23 protein-coding genes are annotated in these 25,526 nt (G+C 61.2%); 6 read left to right on the top strand and 17 right to left on the bottom strand.

Going from position 1 to position 25,526, the window contains the following annotated elements; all coding sequences use genetic code 11:
* Positions 1–39: 39 nt before the first annotated feature.
* From AC0L7I_RS00195 to AC0L7I_RS00150, 10 genes are all read right to left on the bottom strand, one after another.
* Positions 40–2,295: a TonB-dependent receptor gene (locus AC0L7I_RS00195; RefSeq protein ID WP_473397512.1), complete on the bottom strand. Its 2,256-nt coding sequence runs from the start codon at positions 2,293–2,295 to the stop codon at positions 40–42.
* 216 nt (positions 2,296–2,511) lie between these two features.
* Positions 2,512–3,897 carry a hypothetical protein gene (locus AC0L7I_RS00190; RefSeq protein ID WP_473397511.1) on the bottom strand — a complete coding sequence of 462 codons (1,386 nt, stop codon included), beginning with the start codon at positions 3,895–3,897 and terminating at the stop codon, positions 2,512–2,514.
* A gap of 273 nt (positions 3,898–4,170) precedes the next feature.
* Positions 4,171–5,106 (bottom strand): TlpA family protein disulfide reductase, encoded by a 936-nt coding sequence (locus tag AC0L7I_RS00185; RefSeq protein WP_473397510.1) that lies wholly within the window; start codon positions 5,104–5,106, stop codon positions 4,171–4,173.
* A 373-nt stretch (positions 5,107–5,479) separates the two neighbouring features.
* Positions 5,480–6,658, bottom strand: coding sequence for an OprO/OprP family phosphate-selective porin (locus tag AC0L7I_RS00180; RefSeq protein ID WP_473397509.1), 1,179 nt, complete (start codon positions 6,656–6,658; stop codon positions 5,480–5,482).
* A gap of 197 nt (positions 6,659–6,855) precedes the next feature.
* A complete protein-coding gene (locus AC0L7I_RS00175; protein WP_473397508.1) occupies positions 6,856–8,064 on the bottom strand; it encodes an acetyl-CoA C-acyltransferase in 1,209 nt (402 codons plus the stop codon).
* 113 nt (positions 8,065–8,177) lie between these two features.
* Positions 8,178–9,770: a phosphoenolpyruvate carboxykinase gene (locus AC0L7I_RS00170; RefSeq protein ID WP_473397507.1), complete on the bottom strand. Its 1,593-nt coding sequence runs from the start codon at positions 9,768–9,770 to the stop codon at positions 8,178–8,180.
* A gap of 156 nt (positions 9,771–9,926) precedes the next feature.
* On the bottom strand, positions 9,927–10,544 hold the full coding sequence (locus AC0L7I_RS00165; RefSeq protein WP_473397506.1) for an ElyC/SanA/YdcF family protein: 618 nt from the start codon (positions 10,542–10,544) through the stop codon (positions 9,927–9,929).
* 18 nt (positions 10,545–10,562) lie between these two features.
* Complete coding sequence (locus tag AC0L7I_RS00160; protein ID WP_473397505.1) at positions 10,563–10,988, bottom strand: NUDIX domain-containing protein; 426 nt, start codon at positions 10,986–10,988, stop codon at positions 10,563–10,565.
* On the bottom strand, positions 10,985–11,377 hold the full coding sequence (locus tag AC0L7I_RS00155) for a hypothetical protein (RefSeq protein WP_473397504.1): 393 nt from the start codon (positions 11,375–11,377) through the stop codon (positions 10,985–10,987). The genes AC0L7I_RS00160 and AC0L7I_RS00155 overlap by 4 nt, the downstream gene beginning before the upstream one ends.
* A 4-nt stretch (positions 11,378–11,381) precedes the next feature.
* Entirely contained in the window at positions 11,382–12,284 is a 903-nt protein-coding gene (locus AC0L7I_RS00150; RefSeq protein ID WP_473397503.1) for a haloalkane dehalogenase, read from the bottom strand.
* Positions 12,285–12,445: 161 nt separating this feature from the next.
* Between AC0L7I_RS00150 and AC0L7I_RS00145 the strand changes: the two genes are divergently transcribed.
* Complete coding sequence (locus tag AC0L7I_RS00145; RefSeq protein ID WP_473397502.1) at positions 12,446–12,832, top strand: DUF302 domain-containing protein; 387 nt, start codon at positions 12,446–12,448, stop codon at positions 12,830–12,832.
* 15 nt (positions 12,833–12,847) lie between these two features.
* Positions 12,848–13,240 carry a VOC family protein gene (locus tag AC0L7I_RS00140; RefSeq protein ID WP_473397501.1) on the top strand — a complete coding sequence of 131 codons (393 nt, stop codon included), beginning with the start codon at positions 12,848–12,850 and terminating at the stop codon, positions 13,238–13,240.
* Between the two features lie 75 nt (positions 13,241–13,315).
* On the opposite strand, the gene AC0L7I_RS00135 is transcribed toward AC0L7I_RS00140, so the two are convergent.
* A complete protein-coding gene (locus AC0L7I_RS00135; RefSeq protein WP_473397500.1) occupies positions 13,316–13,612 on the bottom strand; it encodes a DUF8200 family protein in 297 nt (98 codons plus the stop codon).
* Positions 13,613–13,862: 250 nt separating this feature from the next.
* On the opposite strand from AC0L7I_RS00135, the gene AC0L7I_RS00130 reads away from it, so the two are divergent.
* A complete protein-coding gene (locus tag AC0L7I_RS00130) occupies positions 13,863–15,203 on the top strand; it encodes an acyl-CoA dehydrogenase family protein (protein WP_473397499.1) in 1,341 nt (446 codons plus the stop codon).
* A 116-nt stretch (positions 15,204–15,319) separates the two neighbouring features.
* A complete protein-coding gene (locus AC0L7I_RS00125; RefSeq protein ID WP_473397498.1) occupies positions 15,320–16,927 on the top strand; it encodes a DUF4332 domain-containing protein in 1,608 nt (535 codons plus the stop codon).
* On the opposite strand, the gene AC0L7I_RS00120 is transcribed toward AC0L7I_RS00125, so the two are convergent.
* On the bottom strand, positions 16,928–17,908 hold the full coding sequence (locus AC0L7I_RS00120) for a Gfo/Idh/MocA family protein (RefSeq protein WP_473397497.1): 981 nt from the start codon (positions 17,906–17,908) through the stop codon (positions 16,928–16,930). It lies immediately after the preceding gene.
* A 206-nt stretch (positions 17,909–18,114) separates the two neighbouring features.
* On the opposite strand from AC0L7I_RS00120, the gene AC0L7I_RS00115 reads away from it, so the two are divergent.
* Together AC0L7I_RS00115 and AC0L7I_RS00110 are read left to right on the top strand one after the other, a co-directional pair.
* Entirely contained in the window at positions 18,115–18,537 is a 423-nt protein-coding gene (locus AC0L7I_RS00115) for a hypothetical protein (protein WP_473397496.1), read from the top strand.
* 159 nt (positions 18,538–18,696) lie between these two features.
* Positions 18,697–18,972 carry a hypothetical protein gene (locus AC0L7I_RS00110; protein ID WP_473397495.1) on the top strand — a complete coding sequence of 92 codons (276 nt, stop codon included), beginning with the start codon at positions 18,697–18,699 and terminating at the stop codon, positions 18,970–18,972.
* 3 nt (positions 18,973–18,975) lie between these two features.
* On the opposite strand, the gene AC0L7I_RS00105 is transcribed toward AC0L7I_RS00110, so the two are convergent.
* The 5 genes from AC0L7I_RS00105 to AC0L7I_RS00085 form a co-directional block, all read right to left on the bottom strand.
* Positions 18,976–19,821, bottom strand: coding sequence for a crotonase/enoyl-CoA hydratase family protein (locus AC0L7I_RS00105; protein WP_473397494.1), 846 nt, complete (start codon positions 19,819–19,821; stop codon positions 18,976–18,978).
* A 73-nt stretch (positions 19,822–19,894) separates the two neighbouring features.
* Positions 19,895–20,905 carry an NAD(P)H-dependent glycerol-3-phosphate dehydrogenase gene (locus tag AC0L7I_RS00100; protein ID WP_473397493.1) on the bottom strand — a complete coding sequence of 337 codons (1,011 nt, stop codon included), beginning with the start codon at positions 20,903–20,905 and terminating at the stop codon, positions 19,895–19,897.
* Positions 20,906–20,959: 54 nt separating this feature from the next.
* Positions 20,960–22,183 carry an MFS transporter gene (locus AC0L7I_RS00095; RefSeq protein ID WP_473397492.1) on the bottom strand — a complete coding sequence of 408 codons (1,224 nt, stop codon included), beginning with the start codon at positions 22,181–22,183 and terminating at the stop codon, positions 20,960–20,962.
* A 51-nt stretch (positions 22,184–22,234) separates the two neighbouring features.
* Positions 22,235–23,749, bottom strand: a complete 1,515-nt coding sequence (locus AC0L7I_RS00090) for an acetyl-CoA acetyltransferase (protein ID WP_473397491.1) — start codon at positions 23,747–23,749, stop codon at positions 22,235–22,237.
* A gap of 87 nt (positions 23,750–23,836) precedes the next feature.
* Positions 23,837–25,486 (bottom strand): flavin-containing monooxygenase, encoded by a 1,650-nt coding sequence (locus tag AC0L7I_RS00085; protein ID WP_473397490.1) that lies wholly within the window; start codon positions 25,484–25,486, stop codon positions 23,837–23,839.
* Positions 25,487–25,526 lie beyond the last annotated feature (40 nt).

Below are 25,526 nucleotides of genomic sequence, written 5' to 3'. Positions count from 1 at the left end.
GCGGCCCGGCCTCGTTTGGAACATCGGTTCAAGAGTGCCCTAGAAGTCCCAGCGCAACTGGACGCCATAGGTGCGCGGCTCGTTGACGAAGCCGGTCAGGTTGTTGAAGTCGATAGCGCCTGTCAGGGCCTCTTCATCAAGGATGTTGCGGGCAAAAGCGGAGACATCATAGCCGGCATCAGACTTGTAGCCGACCTTCAGGCCACCTTCCCAATAGCCGTCCTGGCCGTATTCGAGGCTGTCATAGAGCAGGAAGTTGCTGTCGCCCTTGTAGGCCCAGTCAGTATACCCGTAGAGCTCCCCGGTCGCGAGCGGGATAGCATAGCGGGCGGTCACGTTGGCGATCCATTCCGGTGCGTTCGGGAAGGAATTGCCGGAGATGTTGTAGCCGAGCAGGGTGGTGCCGTCTGTGTCATACACCGCCGGATCCGTCACCGTGCAACCGCCGCCACAACCTGGCGCCAGCAGAATGTCATCCTTGAACTCGGTCTTGTTGTAGGACAGGCCAGCCGTCAGCAAGAGGTTCTCGATCGGCGCGGCTTCGATGTCTGCCTCGAAACCATAGCCTTCGCTCTTGTCGGCGTTGAACAGCGCGACCGTATTGTTGATTCCGCCGACAATCGTCAGCTGCTGGCCATTGAATTCGTAGAAGAAGACATCGGCATTGAGGCGAACGCGATTATCGAGCAATTCCGACTTGATGCCTGCCTCGTAGGAAAGAACCGTCTCCGTGTCGGCGCTGGAAACCGTGTCGCCGAAGACGAGGCGGCCCTGGGTCGAAGGACCGCGGAAGCCTTTGGCGACGCGGGCATACAGGTTCACGTCGTCCGTGGCCTGATAGGTTGCGGACACATCCCAGCTGACCTGGTCGTCGGATACGCCGCCCGAGATCGGGCCGAGCGGCGGAGCGCCGAAGGGACCAAGCGTCCGTTCTACCACGAAATCTTTCGACTCGTCGGTCCAGCGGGCGCCGCCGGACACGGTCAGGCGATCAGATACGTCATAAGCGAGCGATGCGAAAATGCCGGTACTGTCGGTCTGGTTCTCGCGCGTTGCGATGCCGTTGACCGGGCGGCCGGGGGCCAGCGTGTCAAAGCTTTTTGATGTGATCGCGACTTTCTCATCGAACAGGAAAGCGCCAACCTGCGCGCGCAGGGGGCTGCCATCGTCAAAGGCGAAGCGGAGTTCGTTCGTGGTCTGATGCAAGGCGTCGACCGCACCGGAGCTTTCTGACGGGAAGGGAATGAAGCCCGGGCCGTAATTGCCCGCGCCAAGAAAAGCTGCGCCGAAGCCGCCATCAATGTCGCCGCGGCTTTCGATTGAAGCCTGCTCGTTGCCGAAAACATAGGTGGCAGTAATATTGTCGGTGAGCCCTTTCTCAAGGCGCAGGGTAACGCCGTGGGCGTCTTGCGTCAGGAAGTTGTCCCCGTCGAAATAGACCGTGTCGCGGTCAAAGTTCGAACCGACACCGTTGGAACCTGAATCGATGATATTGGCGCGGAACAGGCGCGCGTCACCTTCGTTCGATCGGCCATGCACGTTGAGCAGAGCGGAAAAGTCCGTACCGGCCGGCGTGAACAGGAGCTGAGCCCGACCGGCGATTTCGTCGAAGCCTTCGTAGCGGTCCTTTTCGCCCGTGAAGGCGTTGTCGACATAGGGATCGCGCTGCTGGGAAATGCCGGAGAGACGGACGGCCAGTTCGTCCTTGAAAATAGGAAGATTGACCGCGCCTTCGATCTCGCGCGTGTTGTAATTGCCGTAGGAACCACGAACATAGCCTTCGAATTCATGCACCGGCTTGGCCGAGTCAAACTTGATGATACCGCCGGGTGTGTTGCGGCCGAACAGTGTACCCTGGGGACCGCGCAGGACTTCGATACTGTCGAGGTCGAACACGGGGAAGCCCTTCAGGATGGGGCTTTCAAAGGGCACGTCGTCATAGACGAGTGAGACGGGCTGGGACGAATTGAGATCGAAATCGGTATTGCCGATGCCGCGAATATAGAAACGCGGAAATGCACGGCCGAAAGAGCTTTCCGCGATGACGCTGGGCACGCGGGCCGACAGGAAGCGCACGTCCGCGCCGGACGATTTCAAGACGTCGAGTTTTTCGTCGGCGAGCGTCGTGATCGAGATCGGCACGTCCTGGATGTTTTCTTCGATCTTCTGGGCCGTGACGGTGACGGCGGGAAGGCGGGCTTCAGCATCGGTTTCCTGAGCATTGGCAGGAAGTGCGGTGACGACGAAAAAGCTCGAGCCGAGAAGGAGGGCGCGCAGGGCGGGTCTGTGTTTCATGGAGAAATCATCCTGATTTGCATGGGGAACAGCCCGTCTTGCCGCGGGATCTTATGGGCGGGGATGTCTCACACTTCCGCAATGCAGGATACGACGGGAGTCACCGTTTCCACGGGATCGCTTACATCGGCGGCAAATTGTTGCCGCGCCGCAACAAAACAGAACGTCCCTGCTCCCGAAAAGGCCGGATTTCCGCTGATTTCGTTGATGAGCGCGTCAGTTCCAGGGATTGAAGCGTGTCGTCACTTTTGGCGCCGGTGCCGGCGATTCGTCTGCCGGTTCTTCACCCTGTTGTGTTTCCACGGGGTCAGCTGGCGTTGCGACGGCCTGTTCTTCCGGCTTTACAGGCTCCGGCTCTGATACAGGCTCCTGAGGTGCGGACTCGCTGGTTGCTGCACTTTCACTGAACTGAAACGGCTCCTCTGACGCTTCAGCGACCGGATCAGGATAGGCCGGTGTGTCAGGGCCGGCATCGAATTCTGAAAGGGGCACGTCGTCGGGCAGGTCAATTGTTCCGTCAATGACCATCTTGGTGCGGTCTGTTGAATGCGTTTCCGGAGCGCGAGGGGCGGGCTCGGCGGGCGCCTGAGCCGAACGGCTGGCAGAACCGAGGCCGAATCCCGAGGAAATGCCGGACAAGCTGAAACTGCGGGCGGCTGTTGGCTCGACCGGGGAGGGCTCAGCTGCGAGCGGCGCGGCATCCTCCTCCTCTACCGGTGTGTCATCCGTCGAGAATGCAGGCGTGTAAGGGAAAGGCTCCGCGGGCGTATCGATCCCGGCAGGTGGCTCATCGGCAACCGAGGCGGGTTCCGGTTCTGCAATGGCTTCCGGTTGAGGCGCTGGCGGCGACATGTAGCGGGACAGGTTTCCCATGCCGGATCCGAAATAGCCTCCGCCGAAGGCATTCGACACCGGTTGTGCAGGTTGTGGGCCTTGCTCCGGTTCGCTTTCTGGCGCTTGTGCGGCGCTCTCGGATTCCATTTCAGGGGCGTTTTCGTCGACAGGCCAGAGCGGTTCCCCATCTGGCGTGGATTCGGCGACAGCTTCGGTGACATCCTCTGACGCGAATTCCCCTTCGGGAAGGCCTTCTGCTTCCGGCTCGGCTTCGGGCGTGAATGCGGCGAAATTCACATGGGCCGCATCGTCCACATCGGCTGCGGCTTCAGGTTCGCTGGCGTCTTCTGCCTTGTCCGGTTCGGGCGCTGGTTCCAGTCCGGTTTCAGGGGTGCCGCCATTGAGTTCGTCGGCCATGCTGGCAACGGCGCGGGCCATGTCATTCTGTCCCTCAAGCTCCGGATAGGCCTCGGGGAGCGAATCGGTGTCGTCACCCGGGTCCTCGATCAGTTCGGCAGGGTCCAGCGCGATCTCGGGCTCTGCTTCGGGAGCAGCGTCGATGGTTTCGAGGCCCCGGAGAACGGAGTGGATCGCTTTTTCGGTGCCCCGGGCATGTCGGTGGGCTTCGCGAAAAAGGTCTGCCACGAAACTGGAATAGGGGCGTCCGGCGGTATCGGTGTCGTCGGAAAAATCGTCGGGCGTGCAGGATTCAATGATCTTCCCGAGCGCATCGGTCAGCAGTACGGCATGCGGTTCCGGCGTCAGCACGACCCTGTAACCCTCGGTATCATGGGTTATCGTTCCGTTTTCGCCCTCTGACCACGCAACCCTCTGTTTGCGAGTTCATTTCGCTCAGCTTGTCGATCAACCGCTTTGTCGAAGGATGCAGCATGAAGTCTCGCCTTTCCCAATGAGTTCTGGGCCAAGTCTACCCAATAACGGCTGAGAGGCGAACATTCAAACTATGGTTCCGCCGATCCGCGTGAAATGTTATTTAATCATGCACGCAGTGGCGCATGCGAACCGGGAGCGGGCAGCGGCCTATTTGTTCGCAGGAACTGGCTGCGGGATGAATTTCATCTCCAGCAGAACGGCTTCCTCCTGATATTCCGGAGACGCGTCGTCGAGCTTGCCGTCGAAGTCGCCGCCAGCCCCAAAGGCACGGATGAAGCGTGGCGCCGTAGTATTGCTGGCGCAAATGAAGAGCGAGTCGTTCGGTCCGGGTTGCAGGGTGCAGCGGGCGCGCGCCTCCCGGGTCAGGTCCTTGAGCTTCATGTTGCCGACTGTGCCGCCATAGGGACCCGTGACAGCCGGGTTGCGGGTCACGACAGAGCGGACCTTGCCCAGCGTCCAGTCCGGCTCGACCACGTAAACAAGGCGGCTCGGCGCGCCTGGCGTCGCGATCGACTGGACGAGGAAGACGGGATAGGCCTGATCGCCGGAGAATGCGCGGTCCGTGAGGATTTCATGGCCGGGAAAGGCGGCTTTCATCGCGTCCAGCGTGAAGGGCGTCTCACCTGTCAGGCGCATGGTGCCTTCCGGCCCGATCGTGGCGGGCAGAGGTGTGCCGCCGAATTCCGCCTTGCGGACTTCGCCCTTCACGCGGGCGACGTCTTTCAGGAAGTCCTTCACGGGCTCGCCGCCCGCGACGGACAGGTCGGTGCGGAAGCCCCGGATCACGCCGTCGGGCGATATCAGGATATAGCTGGGCGTCCAGCTGATCTGGAGCAGGTCGCGAATGCTGGCGTCTGTGTCGAGCACAGTCGGGTAGCTATAGCCCTTGTCTGCGAAATAGGCGCTGACCGAGCCATACTCGCCGTACAAGTCTTCATCGCTGGTGCTGGCGGCGTTTTCCGGCACGTGGATGGACAGGAAGTAGAGGTCGGGATCCTGTTCCATCGCCGTCGCAAGCGCTGCAGCGTAGGGCGCATCGCGCATACTGTCTCCACACCAGACGCCCCAGACCTGAATGATCATCCAGCGATTGAGAACCGATGAGTTCGAATGCCTGGCCGTCCGCCATCGTGGCGGTGAATTGCGGGAAAGGCTGGCCGAGCAATTCATAGCCAAGGGGCCGGTTGTCAGCGTCCCGCTCGATGGCGCCTCCATTCGCGTCCTCAGCCGCCGGCGGGGCAGGCGTGTTGGCCGAGATCAGGCCCGACGCAACCGGAGGGGCTGCGCCGGTGTCCGTCGCTTCGCTTCCCTGCGAGCAGGCGGCCATGCCCAAGGTGAGAAGACAAGCGGTGAAGATGGAAAGCATGGGGGAGCGAAGCATGGGATGTCTCCGGTTGGACTGGAGAGAATCCCTAGCAACAAACCCCCGCTTGCGGAAATGTTTGTACCAGTCCGATCAGAATTCGATCTGGAGGCGCAGCGTCGCGCCGGTGACCGTTTCGCTGGTCTGGCCGCCTGTGACCGCCGTGGCAAAAACAGGGTCGAGACCGGACGTGGTGGCGCCGAGATCGCCATCGGCCTGGTACAGGCTGAGCGCAAGTTTTGTCATTTTGGTCGGGTACCAGGTGATGCCCAGAAGGGCTGTATCGAGCGTGCCGCCATCAATGCCGGAATCCGTGAGATCCAGGGTTTCGTAGCCTGCCGCGATGGACAGTCCGCCATAGCCCCCTTCGGTAACGGATTTGTTGATTTCGGGCCGGCCGAACTTTCCGTCCTTGTAGGTGCGATTGCCGCCGAAGAAGTAGCCGGCCTCGAACGAGCCGCCGCCGAATGTGGCGTCGCCGCCGGCTGCGAGGTCGGAGGACAAAAGGGCATATTCCGAACTGATCCAGAGCGGGCCGCTCAGCACGGCGCCTTCAAGGCCGACCAACGTGTCGGACTGTGCTACGGAACCTGTCGAAATGATCGAACCCGGGATGTGCGCGAAGGGGCGCTGACGGTAGCGGATGTTGGACTGCTCGTCTCCCTTTTCCCGGTAGCGTATGGATGCGCCGAGATGGGTGATCATTTCATCGGTATTGACGGGGGTCCAGGTGCCGCGTGCAGCCAGGGCGAGGCCTTCCTTCAGGGGCGTGTCGTTCACGCTGCCGCCAAAGGCACCTGCCATGAACGTCCAGTCCTTGCCCTTGGTCGAGGCGGCGACGCCGAGGCGGCGGTCAAGACCGAACGCATCAGTAAAGGCGGCGCGCTCGGCAAAGGTCGTGTAGCGCTCGGAGGTTTGTTCCTGGAGTGAGTTCGGCGTCTTGAACTGGCCCACCCGGAAGGCCCAGCGGCTGTTTTCAGGCTGGAATTCGGCGTAGATGTCCGTGAAGGACAGGTCGCCGGCATCGTTCACTTCGAGTTCGGCGGCAAGTTTGTAGTTGCCCGCGTCGGCCTTGATCGAGAGATTGGCCTGGCGCAATTCGCTGTCGTCGAGTTCGTATGGGGACTGGTCTGCCTCGGCCGTCGAGAAGTCGTAGAGGATCTTTCCCGCCAGCTTCACATCGGGTGCGTCATCGGCATGGGCCGGGATGGCGCCGTAAAGGCCCATGGCGAAAATAGCGGACGCGCCGCCGAAAATTTTCAATCTGTCCATCACGAGACTCCAATCTTGATGCTGAGCGTGGGCTGTAGGTATGTTTCGTGTCGTTTCGATTTCGTTTATGTGACAGTTTCGTAAAACGGACATACAAAATACAGTTCCCCGTACTTTCCGGCAGCAGACAAAAAAATGCCCCGGTCTGTTAAGACCGGGGCATTCTGGAGCTCTGTCCAAGAGGCTTGGAGGCGGGCCTAGCTGTAGATTTCGAACAGACCGGCTGCGCCCATGCCGCCACCGATACACATCGTGACAACACCCCATTTGGCGCCGCGGCGCTTGCCTTCAAGCAGGATCGAGCCGGTGCAACGTGCGCCGGTCATGCCGAACGGGTGGCCGATCGAGATCGAGCCGCCGTTGACGTTGTACTTCTCAGGGTCGATGCCGAGACGGTCGCGGCTGTAAAGGCACTGCGAGGCGAAGGCTTCGTTGAGTTCCCAGAGATCGATATCGTCGACCTTGAGGCCATGGCGCTCGAGCAGGCGCGGCACGGCGAAGACAGGGCCAATGCCCATTTCGTCCGGATCGCAGCCCGCGACGTTGAAGCCGGCGAAACGACCGAGGGGTTCGAGCCCGCGCTTGGCGGCTTCCTTGGCCTCCATGACTACCACGGCAGCGGCACCGTCGGAGAGCTGCGAGGCGTTACCTGCGGTGACGTACTTGCCTTCCTTGACGAGCATGCCGCCGGAGAAGACGGGCTTCAGGCCAGCGAGCGTTTCATAGGTCGTGCCGGGGCGGTTGCACTCGTCCTTGTCGACGACCACGTCCTGGAATGTCTCTTCGCCGGTTTCCTTGTTGAAGAGTTTCATCCGGGTTTTCAGCGGAGCGATTTCCTCGGCCATGTAGCCTTTTTTCTGGAATTCGGCGGTGCGGCGCTGGCTCTCGGCGGAGTAGCGGTCCTGGTCTTCGCGCGAAACGCCGTAGCGGTCAGCCACGACTTCGGCGGTTTCGATCATGCTCATCCAGATCGCAGGCCACTTCTTCATCAGCTCTTCTTCGGTGTAGCGGTGCAGGTTCATGTGACCCGAGCGCGACACGAGCGAGAGGCTTTCGACGCCGCCACCGATCGTGACAGCTGCGCCTTCATTGATGATCGTGTGCGATGCATTGGCGATGGCCTGCAGGCCCGACGAGCAGAAACGGTTGATTGTTGCGCCGGACGTTGTGGAAGGGCAGTCGGCCCACAGCGCCGCGTTGCGGGCAATGTTGTGGCCGGTGGCGCCTTCAGGCTGGGCCGTGCCAAGGAACACGTCTTCGACAGCAGCCGCTTCAACGCCGCCGCGCTCGAGTGCGCTCTTGATGGCGTGTCCGGCCATCGTGATACCGTGGGTGTCATTGAGCGACCCCCGTCCGGTCTTGGCCATGCCGGTACGGGCATATGATACGATAACGGCTTCACGCATTTGGTATTCCTCCAGTGTTTTTGCAGAGATTTTCGGATGTTGCGGCGCACACTAACGGGCTGGCGCGCGCGGCGCCAGCCTTCCCTGAACGTCAGCGTCAGGAAACCGCAGTGTCAGGCAGGTGTTTTCGCCTTTGGCGCGCTGGCGCGAACAGATTCGTCAACATAAGTCTCGAACTTGGCAAAGTTTGCCACGAACATATCGGCGAGCTTTGCAGCCTGTTGGTCATACGCCACAGGATCGGCCCAGGTCGAGCGCGGATCGAGAATTTTGGCGTCGACGCCGGGCAGGGCCGTGGGCACCTGGAAACCGAAGGTTTCATCCTTGCGGAATGTCGCCTTGTTCAGCGAACCGTCGAGGGCTGCGTTGAGAAGGGCGCGGGTCGCCTTGATCGGCATGCGGTTGCCTTGCCCGTAGGGGCCGCCGGTCCAGCCGGTCGAAACCAGCCAGCAATCGACATCGTATTTGCCAATAAGGTCGCGCAACAGGTTTCCGTACTCGGACGGGTGGCGCGGCATGAACGGTCCGCCAAAGCAGGTGGAGAATGTGGCGGTCGGTTCCGTAACGCCTTTCTCGGTGCCAGCGACCTTGGCGGTGTAGCCTGACAGGAAGTGGTACATGGCCTGCGCCGGTGTGAGCTTGGCGATTGGCGGCATCACGCCGAAGGCATCGGCTGTGAGCATCACCAGGTTCTTCGGCTGGCCGCAGCGGCCCGATTCCGATGCGTTCGGGATCGCCGAAATCGGATAGGCGCCACGTGAATTTTCAGCGAGCGTGCCATCGTCGAGGTCGAGGTCACGCGTGACCGGGTCCATCACGACGTTTTCGAGCACGGTGCCCCATTGTTTCGTGGTTGCATAGATTTCAGGCTCGGCCTCAGGCGACAGCTTGATCATTTTGGCGTAGCAGCCGCCTTCAAAATTGAAGAGTCCGTTTTCCGACCAGCCATGCTCGTCGTCGCCGATCAGGATACGGCTGGCATCGGCCGACAGGGTCGTCTTGCCCGTCCCCGAAAGCCCGAAGAAGATCGCTGCATCGTCTTTTTCGGATGTGTTCACCGAGCAATGCATTGGCATGACGCCCTTGGTCGGCAGGTAATAGTTGAGGGCAGTGAAGACCGATTTCTTGGTCTCGCCGGCATAGGACGTGCCGCCGATCAGGACCAAGCGCTTGGCAAAGTTCACGGCGATGACGGTTTCTGACCGTGTTCCATGGCGTGCGGGATCGGCGCGGAAGCTAGGGCAGTTGATAATCGTGAATTCGGATTTGAAGTTTGTATACTCTGCATCCGTAGGTATGCGGAGGAGGTGGCGAATGAACAGAGAATGCCAGGCGAATTCATTGACGACAGTAACAGGAAGCCTGTGATCGAGGTCGGCGCCACCGAAAAGTTCCTGGACGAAGACGTCCTGGTTCGCGAGGTGCGTCTTGAAGTCGGCGAGCAGCGCGTCGAATTGCTCGGGCGTCATGGAGGCATTGTTGTCCCACCAGACGGTCTTCTCGGTGGTCGCATCCCGGACAGTAAACTTGTCTTTGGCGGAGCGACCCGTGTGCTGGCCGGTTTCAACGACGAGTGCGCCGCCGTTTGCGACGCGCGATTCCCCATTTGCGACAGAGGTTTCGTACAGTCGTGGTTCTTTCCAGTTCTTCCGGACGGACTTCGGGCGCACGCCCAATTCTGCAAGAATGGCTACGGTATCGCTCATGGTTTCCTCGGAATTTTGTTCGGCGCTCAGGCGAATTAGATTGAGCCACTAAATGGCACGGACCAGAAATTTGCAACATTCATGCCCACGACATGGACAGTTTGAAACAGTTTTAGCGCTAACATAACGAATTCTGGGCGGTTTTGCCTGTCGCGATCATTCCCCTGATGATTTGCCGCGCAGCCGGTCGAGAACGGCGTCGCGCCATGATTCAGGCAAGGCGTACACAATCCAGGCGCCCGTCTCATAATGTGCGCGCTTCCAGATATCGACCGGGTTCATGCTGGCCTTCGCACACGCCGACCGTGCTCTCGGGCCATCATGCGTGACAGAATGGTAGATGACCTTGGCGCGAAGCAGGTGCATGCAATTGGAAACGAACACGAGTTGATCGGCATCGGTTAGCCCTGGCTGGCTGGCGAGTGTCCGAAGGCCGGAGATCGTGTCGCGCGACGAGACGTCTGCCGTGATCCGGGCGCCATAGCCAGACTTGCGGATGGCCGCGAGCGCCATGTCCTGGCTGCCGACGATACCCTCCTGTGGGCGATGCCCACCGACCATGACAAGCCGGTCGACCTTGCCAGCCTCAAGCAAGGCGATTCCCTTGTCTATGCGGGCGTCGGCTTCGTTCGCAGAGTCAGAATAGAAAACCACGCCTGCGCCATGTGTGATCTTGCTGGTCTGATCGACAAAGCGGGTCAGGCCGAAGAAGACAAGAGTCGCCAAGAGGTCTGCAACCAACAGCCGCACCAACAGGAGTCGCAGTTTTTTCATGCCGCTTATTAGCAGAATTCAGGCGATGGGCGAGGGGACAGGTGTAGTTTTGAGTGCGCCGAGCAAAGCGAGCGTGGGAGTGGTCAGGGCAACGGGCAAGGCGTCCAGGCTGTACCAGCCAAAACCGCCATGTTTTTCAGGCTCCATCAGGCGGGGTGTCCCCGAAACAATGTGCGCGAAAAAAATCGGCGACACCCAATGCCGCCCGTCGCCGCCGCCGAATATCTCCGCGATACAGGCAAGCCCGGTGACTTCAATTCCTATTCCCAGCTCTTCGGCAATTTCGCGCCGGGCGGTTTCCCGGGCCGGTTCTCCGAAATCGATCTTGCCGCCGGGCAGGCCCCAGGCGCCTGCTTCAGGTTCGGTCAGGCGCTGGATCAGCAGGAGCCGGCCTGCGTCGTCGAAAATGGCGGCGCCGCAACCGGCTTCAGGATAGGCCGTCATGCGCGGTCTCCGAGCAGCCAGCGGATCACATCGACATAGTCGAAGGCCAGCGACACAAGCAGGACCGCGACGGCTGCGACAATCCATTTCCCGGCCCATGTTTCCGCCACCTGCCAATTGGCGCGGCGTGAGATCAGGTAGACGACCAGTGGTGTCCAGGCGACCACATGGCCGAGACCGAGGATGCGGCTGTAGCCGAACAGGCTGTAGAGAAACATCACGCCACCCGCGCCGATCACAAGGCCAAGCAGGGTCCAGCGCGCTTCCACCCGTACGAAGCTGAACGGGAGCGACAAGGCCAGAACTCCGACCAGGATATTCAGCCAGACCTGGATCCATTGCGGCTGGGCGGCCACATCGGCATTGAACGCGGTGAAGACTTCCAACATGGCGCTAGAGTTCCCCAAATGATTTGAGAGCAGCGGTCGCAATGGGTTCGCCCCATTCCTGAACGAAGTGGCCGCCATCGGCGACAATCATCGGTTCCGGGCAGCCGCGAATGGTCTTGCGCAATTGTTCCATTTGCGCCGGGCCGAGCACGGGATCCTGCGCACCGATGGCCATGAAGCTGTCACCGGACCAATCATTAGCCCACCAGTGGGCGGCACGCTTGGACGTGTCGATACCTTCCATGCCGGGCGCTACCATGACCAGTTCCGGAAAAGTGCGCACGCCGGCCTTGTAGGTTGCGTCCGGGAACGGAGCACCATAAGCGGCTGCTTCCGCATCGGACAGGATCGGCGTGCCACGCTTCATCAGGGCAGCGACGTCCAGGTCCGGCTGGCTGCGCACATAGGCCTTCCATTGATCGAATCCGGAGCCGGGAGACACGCCGGTGGCAATCGCCGTGTTCATGACGATGAGGCGTTCGAACCTGTCGGGCATGTCCATCGGGATGGTCAGCCCAAGCAGGCCGCCCCAATCCTGGCAGACGAGGGTAACGGTCTTCAGGTCCAGCCGGTTGATCAGTTCCACCATCATGTTGCGGTGAAAGTGGAATGTATAAACCGCGTCGTCGACCGGTTTGTCCGACCGGCCAAAGCCCAGCCAGTCAGGCGCGATGACCCGCGCGCCGCTATCGAGAAAGACCGGAATCATCTTGCGGTAGAGGTAGGCCCAGGACGGTTCGCCGTGCAGGCAAAGATAGGTGCGCACGGCGTCCTGCGGCCCTTCATCGACATAGTGGACCCGCAGGCCTTCATAGCCGGGAAGGTTATCGACATAGTGCGGTGCGTAGTCGTAGCCTGGCAGGTTTTCGAAGCGGGCATCCGGCGTGCGTTTGGCGTCGAGGGGCATGGGGGGTCCTCTGGTCTGTATTCAAATGTAGCATGCGTTAGGCTGTTGCGAATGCCAACAGGCTGGCATTCGCAACAGTGCGCTGATGGCGCCCGTTGAATATGCTAGCATGACAGATGCATTGGTTCGAGCCGAACCGGAAACACCAATTGGAGCAAGCCATGGCATACACGATAAACCGGACCATCTCGTCAGCGAGCATGGATGAGGTCGACAAGCGAACCCGGACGGCGCTCTCTGCGAAGGGATTCGGTGTGCTCACCGAGATCGACGTGAAGGCCACGATGAAGAAGAAGCTCGATGTCGACATGGCGCCCTATCGCATTCTCGGTGCGTGCAATCCCCAGATGGCGCACCAGGCCATCGGGATGGAGCCGCGCGTCGGGGCGATGCTGCCGTGTAATGTCATCCTGAGGCAGGTGGGAGACGCCGTCGAAGTCAGCGCCATCGATCCGGTCGCATCGATGCAGGCAATCGACAATAGTGAACTCAAGCGCGTTGCCGGTGAGGTGCGCAGCATGCTCGCCGAAGCCATCAAGGCAATATGAAGAGGAGGCCAGAAAATGGCAAAAGTGATCGGCCTGGGCGGGCTGTTTTTTCTGTGTAAGGACGTCGATGCAACACGGGCCTGGTATACTCGTGTGCTGGGTATCGAGATTGACGATTTCGGCGGCAGCAGTTTCAGCCATGCCAGCGCAGCGGGCGTCTTTCCCAAGGGGGCACAGACCATATGGGCGCCGTTCAAGGGCGAGAGTGACTATTTCAAGCCATCAAGCAGCGACTTCATGATGAACCTCATGGTCGACGACCTGTCCGGCGTGCTTGAACGGGTGAAGGCGGCAGGCGTGGAGCTCGAAGGCGAGCCCATGAGTGAAAGCTATGGCCACTTTGCCTGGATCATGGATCCTGACGGCCGGAAAGTGGAGCTCTGGCAGCCGATCGAACCGGCGGCCTGATATCGGCCCAAAAAAAGCGGCCGCCCCGGTTTCCCGTGGCGGCCCGAGGAGAGGCTCTTCAAAGCGAAGAGAGAGTTAGCTCTTTGCCGATGCCTTGCAGGCTTCGATTTGCTCGGCCGTCAGTTCGGATTTGTCATTGCGCAGAGCTGTGACTACGCCGACTTCCTTTGCAATCTTCTTGCAGATGCGGACGGAGGCCTTCTTGCGGTCGAGGTCGCCGACACAGGTCGTGCCTTCGCAAGTCCAGACAACGCTCTCGGCGATGACATGCTTGTCGGCAACAGGGGCAGCTGTTTCGAATACGAATGTGCCAGCGAGGGCAGGAGCAGCGAGCGCCAGGGCGGCGGCGCTGATAAGGGCGGAACGGAGCATGGGAGGGTGCCTTTCGTTCGGGGTTCATGATGAGCGTGCAACGCGGTGGAGAAAGGGCAAACACCCCCTTCACGACAATGACTATCAAACGCTGAATATTTGGTCAAGTGTTCAGAATGCACAACCGGTGGAATTCCCCAAGCGGAAATCGATCCCCGTCGAAGTTGCCCCTACGACACAAATTGCTCCTGCCGGTGCCTGGGTTACAGTGATCGAAAGAACAGAGGCATGGGCCCGGGAGAGAGACATCATGGACTTCAATATTCCGCAGGATATCGCTGACTATCTGGTCGTGCTCGACCAGTTCATCGAGGACAAGATCAAGCCGCTCGAACAGCAGGATGACAATATCCGGTTTTTCGATCATCGCCGCGAATGGGCCCGCACCGACTTCGACAATGGCGGCCTGCCGCGCAAGGAATGGGAAGAGCTGCTGGGCAAAGCGAAACGCCTTGCTGACGAGGCCGGGCATTTCCGCTTCGGCCTGCCGAAGGAATATGGCGGCCAGAACGGGTCCAACCTTGCCATGGCGATCATACGTGAACATCTCGCGCGCAAGGGGCTCGGCCTGCACAATGACTTGCAGAACGAGCATTCCATCGTCGCCAATTACCCGCAAATCCTGATGCTGCGCGACTTCGCTCGCGAAGACCAGAAACACCTCGCCACGGCTGCGCTTGAAGGCAAGTTCCGGGCAACATTCGGCCTGACCGAGCCCAATCACGGCTCTGACGCCACCCATATGGAAACCCGCGCTGTACGTCACAAGAAAGACGGCAAGGACGGCTGGCTGATCAACGGCGAAAAAATGTGGATCACCGGAATGCATCACGCGACGCACATGATGTGCTTTGCCCGCACGAGCGGCGAAGACGGCGATGCGCGCGGAATCACCTGCCTTCTCGTGCCGGCAGACGATCCGGGCATCGAGATTCTCGAATACATGTGGACGTTCAACATGCCGACCGACCACCCGCGCCTGACCATCAAGGATGTCTGGGTGCCGGACAGCGCCGTGTTCGGCCCGCCAGAGGGCGGCCTCGCCCTCGCCCAGCACTTCGTTCACGAGAACCGCATTCGCCAGGCCGCGAGTTCGGTTGGCGCGGCCCTCTTCTGTATTGACGAGTCGATCGACTACGCCAACACGCGCGCGCCGTTTGGCAAGAAACTGTCAGTGAACCAGGCGATCCAGTTCCCGATTGTCGAACTGGCATCGGAAGCCGAAATGCTCCGCCTCTTGATCTTCAAGACGGCATGGGAAATGGACCAGATGTCCAAGCCGGAAGTCGCGATCAAACTGTCGGACAAGGTGTCGATGTGCAACTATCGGGCAAACCGGCTCTGCTGCAACGCAGCTGATCGGGCAATGCAGATCCATGGCGGCATGGGCTATTCCCGCCACACGCCGTTCGAGCATATCTACCGCCACCATCGCCGCTATCGGATCACCGAGGGTTCGGAAGAGATCCAGATGCGCAAGGTGGCCGGGCACATTTTCGGCTTCATGGGCGCGCAGAAACACGGCCAGGCCCGCGGCGAAAAAGACGCCAAGGGCAAGAGCACCGAGCCCACGGATTTTGCTGTGCGGTAAACAGCAAATCGCACCCGGCGGGACGCAAATCCCCGCCGGGCGGCAAAGGGTTAATTTCACGGTAACCTTCGTGGGGCCAGAATCGATGGAAGATTCACCACACTGGAGTTCCCGTCATGTCCCTGCTCGAACGGGTGATCCGTGCGCATCGTTGCACGTCGACTCATCACCATATCGCGTTCAATGCGCTTGACCTGATTGGCGCGGACGAGGCCGAGAAGTGGAAATCGCTGTTCCTGGTGCATCACGAGCACCTGCTGAAAGGGGCAAAGGCACCGGACACGACCTTCAAGGACTTCCGCAATCACGTCCTGCACATTTCCGAGGGCGAGTGGGGCGGCGCACGTGACAAGGCTACTGAATGGTATGCTACTGCCGTCGACCTGCTGTCGCGGAAAAAGTGGAGCCAGGCGGCCTATGCGCTGGGCGTGCTGAGCCATTACTATGCCGATCCGTTGCAGCCTTTCCACACGGGCCAGACCGAGGAAGAAGGCGCGATCCACCGGGCGGTGGAATGGAGCATCGCCAAATCAAATGACGAGATCACGGCGCGCATCGAGGCCAAAGGCTATCCGGAGATCGACGTGCCGAACGGCGTCGGCTTTGTTTCGGACATGGTGCGCGCGGGGGCCGAGCGGTCGCACCCGCACTATCAGACATTCATTGATCACTATGACCTCGACATCGGTGTGAAGGATCCGTCGGCTGGGCTCGATGAGACCATGCTGGAGATCGTGGCCGACCTAGTGGCCTATGCGACGGCGGGCATGGGGACACTGATGTCGCGCGCCATCGAGGAAGCGGCCGTAGCGCCGCCAAAAACCAACCTGACAATCCAGGGCTATATCGAGACGCTGGATATTCCGCTGAGGAAAATCTCAAAGAAACTGGCCGATGCCGGAGACCGCCGTCAGGTCGCGCGGATGTATGCCGAATTCCAGAAGACCGGAAAAGTGGTGAAAACCCTGCCGGACGACGACAAGGCGATCCGCAAGCTGCATGCGAAACAGGTGCTGCGCGTGCCGCTGAAACAGCTCGATGCGCAGGAGCTTGCGCCGCTTGGTAGCGCGCGGGCGAAGCCAGTGGGCGACGCACCCGCGACCAAGAGCAAAAAGCAGGCAGCGAAACCGGCTGCGAAGCCAAAGACGAAACCAACACCGATGCCTGAGGTGAAGGCCGCTGCGCGACCTGAACCAGAGCCTGCACCCAAGCCCTTGCCCGTGAAGGAAGCGACCAAGCCCGTGTCTGCGCCAGTCGCAAAAGCAGAGCCTGACGCAGCGCCCGTGGAGTCCATTGGCGGCCACGGAGCCCTGACGCGGGAATCGCCCATCGTCGATGCGCCTTCCATCGGTCGCAAGACGGCGCGGCGTCTGGGTAAGGCCGGGATCACGAATGTCGGTGACCTGATGGATTGTGATATCGACGAGACTGTCCATCTGCTGGACGCGCGCCATATCGATGCCGAAGCGTTGACCGACTGGCAGGACCAGTCGCGGCTGATGATGGACGTGCCGGGACTCAGGGTGCACGACGCCCAGATTCTTGTGGGGGCGGGTATCCGGTCTGCGAAAGACCTTGCGAGCGCTTCGGCCCGGGACGTTTTCCTGTCGGCCATGGATTTCCTGACGACGCCCAAGGGTGACCGGGTGTTGTGGGATGACGCGGAATTCGAAGAAGGCGAAGTCGAAGGCTGGATCAGCATGGCGCAGGCCAGCGCCGCCTGATCAGAGCCCGCGTGGCGACAGGCCGGCGGCGCGGTAGATCGCGTCGATTGCGGTCATGTTTCCGACGGCGTCCCTGCCACCTGTCAGTGCATTTGTGCGTCCAGCCAGCACGTCCATGACGTGGGCGAGCTGGTGGTCGTACGTGGCCTGGCCGGGGGCGGTAAGGGTGTGGGTCGTCCCGTCAATAGTGGTCGAAATACTATGGCCGCGATGGGGATGGATCGGGTTCCTGATCTCCAGCTGGCCAAGCGAACCCTCGACCTTGATCCAGGCACCATACGTCGTGTCCGGTGCCATCGTCGTATGGATCGATCCGGTTTCGCCGCCCGGGAAGCGCAGTTCTGCTGCCATGGTCGTATCGACTCCGGGCCGATCACAGTGGGCCGAGGCGGAGACGATCCCGGGTTCGGTTCCGACAAGCGTTCGCACCCAATGGACAGGATAGCAGCCAAGGTCCATCAGCGCGCCTCCGCCCACGTCCAGCGTGTGGCGCAGTTCGCCGGGCCGGTAAGGGATCGTCACATCGAAAGCCGCATCCACGCGGCGGATCGCGCCGAGCCGGCCGCTGCGCACGATGTCGAACACGCGCTGGAAGGCGGGGTGGAAGCGATAGTGGAAAGCCTCGATGAGGATGCCTCCTGTCCGCTGTGCGGCGTCGGCCATGCGCGCCGCTTCGGCTGCGTTCATGGCGAAGGGCTTTTCGCAGAGCACGGCCTTGCCGGATTCGAGCGCGGCGATGGTGAGGTCGGCGTGACGGTGCGGCGGGAGAGCATTGTAGACGAGATCGATATCGTCGCGCGCGACCAGTTCCTCATAAGACGCCGCAACATCGGGCACGCCGTTTTCGTCGGCCCATGACCGGGCGCGCACCGTGTCGCGCGCGGCGACGGCGACGACTTCACAATCGTCGCGCAGCCTGGCCGGATTTATCAGTGCAGGCGGTGCAATTTTCGCTGCGCCGAGGATTCCGATCCTGATCATTCAAAGTGCCTTGTTTTTGTTCAATCCGATGGCGGGCTGTGAACAGTACGTAAACAAAAATCGAGCCGCTGTTTACCCCGGCCTAACGGCGCTTAACGCTATTTCGAAAATCAGTCGCCTAACAAGGGGTCCACGGTAACGAAACGGAAAGCATGAGGGAAGTTAATGGGGGTTCCGGAGCCATTAATCCTAGGAGTGCCACGCTAATGCTGAATGTTCTCATTGCGCACATCGCTAAAATCAATGGACTCCCGGAACAGACTGCCAAGACGGCGCTGGGGATTGTTTTGAATTCAGCTGAGCGACAGGCTTCGCCCTTCGCACCGGCCATGTTCAAAGCCATTCCCGGCGCTCGGGCACTCGCCGCCCGCACGGGCTCGGAATTCGGGGCCGCAACCGGAATTATCGCGCGCCTTATCGAGCAAACGCCTGGCGGCAAGCGCGTTGTTGCCCAAACCATGATCGGCTCGCTTCACACGATCGGCCTGGACCACAAGGCGATTGGCCATTTATTGCCGTCCATTTCGACCTTCATGGAAGAGAAATTCGAGATGTTCGGATTCGGGCATCTGGGCGACCTGATCGGCCATGACATGGACGCTGAAATCCACGCGGCCAAAGCGGCCTGATCGGCACGCAATACCCGGTCCGATCAAAAAAGCCGCCCATTGAGGCGGCTTTTTTGATTCCTGCAATCACGGGATGGGCCTGCTGGCGAAGTCCTGGCTCTTTTCTTTGCCCGCGCGTGTGGTTACAGCGGTGCCAGCTGAATTGAACGAGGATACGTGATGCGAACCGAAACCGGGCTGCGCGCCGACGAAGCACTGGCACTGGACCTGATGGCGGCTATCCGCGCCGATGCCGAGACGCGGTGCGCACCGGACAAGGTAGAACTCGTTTCCGTGACGATTGACGTGACTGGCGCGGACGTGACCGGAGAGCCGGCTTTTGCCGCCCGCGTCGACAGAAAGACACGCACGGTCCTGTTCACTGGCGGTTCTGCCACGTGCGGCGACGAGACCGTGATGAATGCGACAGCAGTCTACCGGATTGCGCCGGCCTGATCGCTACATCGGCTTGTCGCGCAGTTTCAGCAGGTCCGGGAAGTCCGGATCGCGCTTTTCAGCCCGTGCGGCGAACGCTTCCTGCATGTGCGGCGGCGGGATCATGCCCGCGTTCCACACGCCGATATAGTCGAGCGTGTCGGCCGTGTTGTGATCGCGTCCGTAATTAATCAGCGTCTTGCAGCCGGTCACGGTCAGCGGATCTTTCGAAGCGATTTCCTTCGCCGTGGCCAGCACGTGCGCGATGCATTCTTCGTACGTGTCGAAGACATCGTTGACGAGCCCGATTTCCTTGGCTTTCGCGGAATCGATGCGACGGCCCGTATAGGCCATTTCCTTGACCCAGCCTTCGGGGATGTAGCGCTGGAGACGCGGGAACGTGCCGACATCGGCTGTCATCGCGATGTTCGTTTCCATGATGGTGAAGAAGGCGTCTTTCGTGCACCAGCGAATGTCGCCTGCCGAGATCATGTCGATGGCGCCGCCGATGACGCCGCCCTGCAATGCGAAAAGAACCGGCATGCGGGCCTCTTCCAGGGCGTTGAAACTGGACTGGATCTGGCGGATGTTGGAGCGGAAGGCCTCGGCGGCGACATAGCGGTCGACCTTGCCGCCACCTTCACCTGAGCCGAAGACGGCCAGGTCCATGCCGGCCGAGAAATGTTTGCCGGTGGACGAGATGACGATGCACCGGGCGCGCACATTCATGTCGATGTCGCGGACAATGGCGGGCAGTTCGTTCCAGAAGGCCTTGTTCATTGTGTTCATCGCCTCGGGGCGATTCATGCGGATATGGGCGACCTTGTCCTCAATCGTGACGGCGAAGGCTTCGTATGTTTTCTGCAGCATGGGGCGTCTCCTCGGTTTGGCCGAAGTCTAGCACGGGCCAGACTGCAAGCCAGATGTGACGCTGGGAGAAGCCTCAGGCGAGGACGGATTCGGCCTTGTTGGGGCGCATCAGCAAGGTGATGATGGCGTCATCGACACTGATTTCGCCTTCGATAACGGCGGCGACAGCGGCGCAGATCGGCATGTCGACGTCATGCTTGCGGGCGAGTTCGCGCAGGACCGGCGCGGTGGCGACGCCTTCGGTGACGCTGTTGCGGGCGGCCAGGATGCTGTCGAGGCTTTCGCCGCGCCCAAGGGCAAGGCCGCAACTCATGTTGCGAGAGGTTTCCGACGAACAGGTGAGCACGAGATCGCCGAGGCCGGACAACCCGGCCATCGTTTCACGTTCGGCGCCGAGCGCGAGCGCGAGGCGGGTCATTTCCACGCTGCCTCGGGCGATCAACGCAGCGTGGGCCGACCGGCCCAGCCCTTTGCCAAGGGCGATGCCGCAGGCGATGGCGAGCACATTCTTCACCGCGCCGCCAATCTCTGCGCCGAGCAGGTCGCTGGCGAGGTAGGGCCGGAAGGTGGGCGTCGAGATGGCCTGTATCAATTCGGCGCCGATGGCTTCGTCCTTCACGGCCAGAGTCACGGCAGTCGGAAGACCCCTGGCGACATCAATCGCGAAACTCGGCCCGGACATCACGGCAGGGCTTGCTTCGGGCAGCTCCTCTGCCAGCACGTCGGTCATGAAGTCGCCGGACGAAAGCTCGATGCCTTTCGAACAAAGAACGACGGGGGTTCCGGGCTTGATATGGCCCTTCAGCGCGGCCAGCGTGGTGCGTGTATGCTGGGCCGGGGCGACAGCGAACAAGGCGTCCTGATCGTAGAGATCAGACAGGCTGGTCGTCGCGCGCAGGGCCGGCTTCAACGCCACGCCGGGCAGGAAGACCGTGTTCTCATGGGCGGTGTTGATCGCGTGGGCGACTTCGTCTTCGAGGCACCAGAGAATAACCTCCTGCCCCTCGCGGCAGAGCATCTGGGCGATCGCGGTGCCCCACGCGCCACCGCCGATTACGCCTATCTTGTGGAAGTGTGTTGTCATGCGCGGACCTTGGGACATGTTGTGATTCCGGGCAAGAGACCGACAGCTGTGCGCTCAGGCTGGCGGCATGCCGCCAGAATTGAGGCGGATCCTGCCTCCGGCAACCATCAGCGCTGCAAAGCTCGCAAATCCGGCACCTGCCAGGAAGGTCGCGTCTGCTCCCACCCGGTCCCACAGCAGTCCGGCAATGACACTGGCAAAGAGCATCGCGATACCGGTTGCCAGATTGAACAGGCCGAAGGCCGAGCCGCGCAGATGTGCGGGCGCGTGGTCAGCCACGAGTTTCGCCAGCAGGCCCTGGGTCATCGCCATGTGCAATCCCCACAGCGCGGTGCCGAGGAAGGCGCCGGCCAGACCTGGGACATAGGCGAGGCTGACGTCTGCCGCGACCAGCGCGAGCAGGCCCAGGAGCAAGAGCCTGAAGGCCGGAATCCGGTCTGACAGGACGCCTGCAGGATAGGCACCGAGCGAGTAGACGACATTCATGACGACGAGGACAAGCGGCGCGAGGAAAAGCGGGAGGCCCTCTGCATGCGCCTTCAGGATCAGGAAGGCTTCACTGAACCGGGCCAGCGTGAAAACGACGCCAATTGCGACCACTGTCCAGAATGCCGGCGAGAACCTACCAAGCGCCTTGAGGTCGATTGGCGGCTTCGCATGGCCGGAACCGTCAGCCTCGTCAGGCTCGCGAACGCCGAACAGGACGCAGAGCACGGCCAGCATACCGGGAATGACGGCAACCCAGAACACGGCGCGGATGTTGGAGGCGAAGATCGCCATGAGCCCTATGGCGAGCAAGGGGCCGGAGAAAGCGCCGACGGTGTCCATTGCCTGACGCAGGCCGAAGGCCCGGCCACGGATGTCGGATGGTGTGACGTCGGCGATCAGCGCGTCACGCGGGGCGCCGCGAATGCCCTTGCCAATCCGGTCTGCAAAGCGGGCGCCGAGAACGATGAAAGGGCCGCCCGCTATCGCAAAGAAGGGCTTGGTGAAGGCGCCGAGGCTGTAGCCCAGCAGGATCAGGGGCTTTCGTCGCCCAATCTTGTCGGAGATGTAACCCGAAAAGACCTTGGAGATCGCCGCTGTCAATTCCGCAATGCCGTCGATCAGGCCGACAAAGGCGACACTGGCGCCCAGGGTTCCTGTCAGGAACAGGGGCAGCAGCGAGTGGATCATCTCCGAAGAGATGTCCATGAACAGGCTGACGAGGCCGAGCGCCCATACTGTGGACGGAATTGCGGACCTTGGAGACCCGGAAGGGGCGAAGGGCGGTTTCATGCGCCGACGCTAGCGTGTCCAATGGGCGATCCAAAGCATTACTGCGCGGCCCTACAGGAAATCGAAGGTTCCAACCTCGTCTGCGACAGTGATCTTCACTTTGCGTCCGACCGGGCTGGCATCTTCGCGCAGCACGGCGAGGGCCTCAGGCGTTGCATTGGCGAGCGCGCGGCGGCCATCAGCGAGGCGGGCAAAGATGATGCCTTTTTCCGGACCCGCCTTGCCATGCGTGACGGTAAAGGTTTCAAGCGTGCCATCGCAATCGGTGTCGCAAATCGTGACCTGTTCCTTCGGCTTGGCGGCAGGGGCGGCCGGCGTGAAGACTTTCGGCCTGGTGGTAGAATAGACACCGACGGCTTCCTTGGTCATCCAGCCGCCATTGGCAAGAACGAGACCGAGTGAGCCGGGTGAGGCGCGCAGCGTGCGCGCCATTTCTGCAATTCCGTGCAGGGAGTAGTTGTTGCCGGGGCCGCCGAAGAAGGGCAGGCCGCCCGTCAGGGTGAAGGGGCGTGAGTCCTTTTTCCAGTCGATACCCATCGCAGCCGTCGAAGAGAAGACGGCACATGGGAAGCAGGAGTAGAGGTCGAAGTGCCCGATGTCGCTGCTTGTGATGCCCGCTTGCGACAGCGCGCGATAGGTTGCCTGTTCCATCGCCCAGGACCCGTCGAGACGCGGACGCTCGGAAATGTGATCGTCTCCGGCTTCCCCGCCGCCATGGAGATATACGCGCTGTTCCTGGGGCACGCCCAGTTCATCGGCCTTGGATTCGCTCATGGCGATGGCGGCAGCGCCCTGGTTTACGGCGTCCTGCGCGATGAACCATTTCAGGAACGGGTCGGCATATTCGTAGTTTTCGCGCGAGGGCGTGGCGAGAAAGTCGATACTGTGTTCCACCGGGAACTGCGAGAACGGGTTTTTCGCGGCGACGGCAGAGAAGGGCTGGAACAGTTCGGCCATTGCGCGGCGGTGCTGACTGCGCGAGCGGCCTTCGTGGGCGGCAATGGCATTTTCGAACAGGCCGTAGAAATAGGCCGCCGCGATCAGGCCATGCTTGATCTCGCCGCGGCTGAGCAGCATAGGCCCCATGCCGCGATCCTCGAAAGGGGCGGCGTCGCCATCGGCCCAGTCGATCTCGACCTTGTTGCGGCGGGCGCCCTTGGACGCGCGGTTCGCTTCCGAGCCGGAGATCAGGGCAACGTCTACTTCGCCGGCATGGATGCGGGCCGCCATTTCGTTGACCAGGGCCTGCGGGCTCTGGCCGCCGACGCTTTCATAGATGAGGCGGGCAGGCTTGGCGCCGAGGTCGCGGGCGAGCGTGCCGGGCAGGTTTGTATTGTGGCCGTGGGGGTGAGCGGCGCGTCCGATGGAATCCTCGAAGATGCGCACGACGGCAATCGTGTCGATGGCGGCAGCAATCTTGTCTGCGCCGCAATTGGCAAGGGCGACCTTTGACGCGTCCAGCATCAGCGACAGGGGCGAAGGTGCGCCTTCGGGGCCGCTTGTGCCGTCCCATTGGCTGAGGCTCTGTCCGACGCCGACAAGTACCGGCATGTCTCCCTTGGCCATGATGAAAGCTCCCTGTTGCAATCTGTTGTCAGCACAGGGTCTAGCGCGGGTTGCGCGGTATTTCGAGACGGTACGTTGGGGAAAGGCCTAGGCGGGCTTTGCGGGGCCGGTCAACGAGAACCCTTCATAGTCGTTCGCCACCACCTCGTCGCATTTCTCGTCATACAGGCCAAGGCCGCCCGGATAGGGCATGAAAACTCGCGGCTTGCCGGGAATGTTGGCGCCGAGATACCAGGAATTGGCCTGCAAATAGAGCGTTTGCTCGGCCAGTTCATTGACGTGGCTGACCCAGTCCTGCTCGGCGGCAGGCGTCGCCTCGATGACGCTGAGCTGGCGGGCTTGGAGATGGTCGATACAGGCAGCGATCCAGTCGACATGCTGTTCGATCGCCAGGATCATGTTGGCCAGCACCGATGGCGAGCCAGGGCCCGTGATCAGGAAAAGGTTGGGAAAGCCCGACACCATCAGGCCGAGATAGGTGAGGGGGCCGGCCGCCCATTTGTCCGCGAGGCGCAGGCCGCCTCGCCCTCGAATGTCGATCCGGTCGAGCGCGCCCGTCATCGCATCGAAGCCGATGGCATAGATGATGGCGTCGAGATCGTAATCGCGATCGGTCGTGCGAATGCCGGTGGGGGTGATTGTCTCGATGGGCGTGTCGGTCAGGTCGACAAGGGCGACATTGTCCTGGTTGAAGACCTCGTAATAGCCGGTATCGACACACATGCGCTTTGCGCCGATCGGGTAGGTTTTCGGAATGAGCCGTTCGGCCACGTCCGGATCGTCGACGATGCTGCGGATCTTGTCTGCGACAAACGCCGCCGCCGCGTCATTGGCCTGTTTGTCGATATTGAGGTCGGCAAACGCGCCCAGAAGGGAGAAGCCGCCGCGTTCCCAGCGGTCTTCGAAAGCGCGCCGGCGTTCGTCCGGCGATGCGTCGGACGTGAGTGTTTCGCTGGGACTGACCTGCAGGATCCCGGCGCCCGATTTTCTCTGCAAGGCGCGATAGTGTTCACGATTGGCTTTCCAATCGGCGGCGACGGCCGGATTGATAGGGGCATTTTGCGCCGGAACGCTGAAACACGGCGTGCGCTGGAAGATGGTGAGTTCGCCAACCTGCGGGGCTATTGTTGTAATCGTCTGGATGCCGGACGAGCCGGTGCCGATCACACCGACCCGCTTGCCGGTAAAGTCGACTCCGTCTTTCGGCCAGTCTGCGGTGCTGTAGGTCTCGCCGGAAAAGCGGCCCGCGCCGGGAATATCCGGCTGCTTGGCCGACGAGAGACAGCCCGTGGCCATGATGCAGAAACGTGCAGACACCGTGTCGCCGCTGTCGGTGGCCACGGTCCAGCGGTCGCGCGTCTCGTCATAGCTCGCGCCGGCAACGCGCGTATTGAACCGGATGTCGCGGCGCAGGTCGAACCGGTCGGCGACATGGTTGACGTATTTCAGGAGTTCCGGCTGCGCGGCATAGCGTTCGGTCCACTCCCATTCGGCTTCAAGCTCGGGCGAAAAGGAATAGGAATATTCCTGGCTTTCGACATCGACCCGGGCACCGGGATATCGGTTCCAGAACCAGGTGCCGCCGACACCGCTGCCGGCCTCGAAGACGCGTGCTGTCATGCCGAGCCCACGCAGGCGATGCAGCATGTACAGCCCGCCAAGGCCAGCGCCGACGATCACGGCGTCCAGTACGTCCGGGGCCTGTCCAGCCTCCTCGACGGGTTTGTCTTCCGGCATGACCAATCCTCCCAAACCAATCGTGCAGCGGCAGGCTAGC

This window comes from Hyphomonas sp. J20-32 (assembly GCF_055808555.1).
The sequence above is the reverse complement of the archived record's forward strand: the minus strand, read 5'-3'. Positions and strand labels throughout refer to the sequence as shown.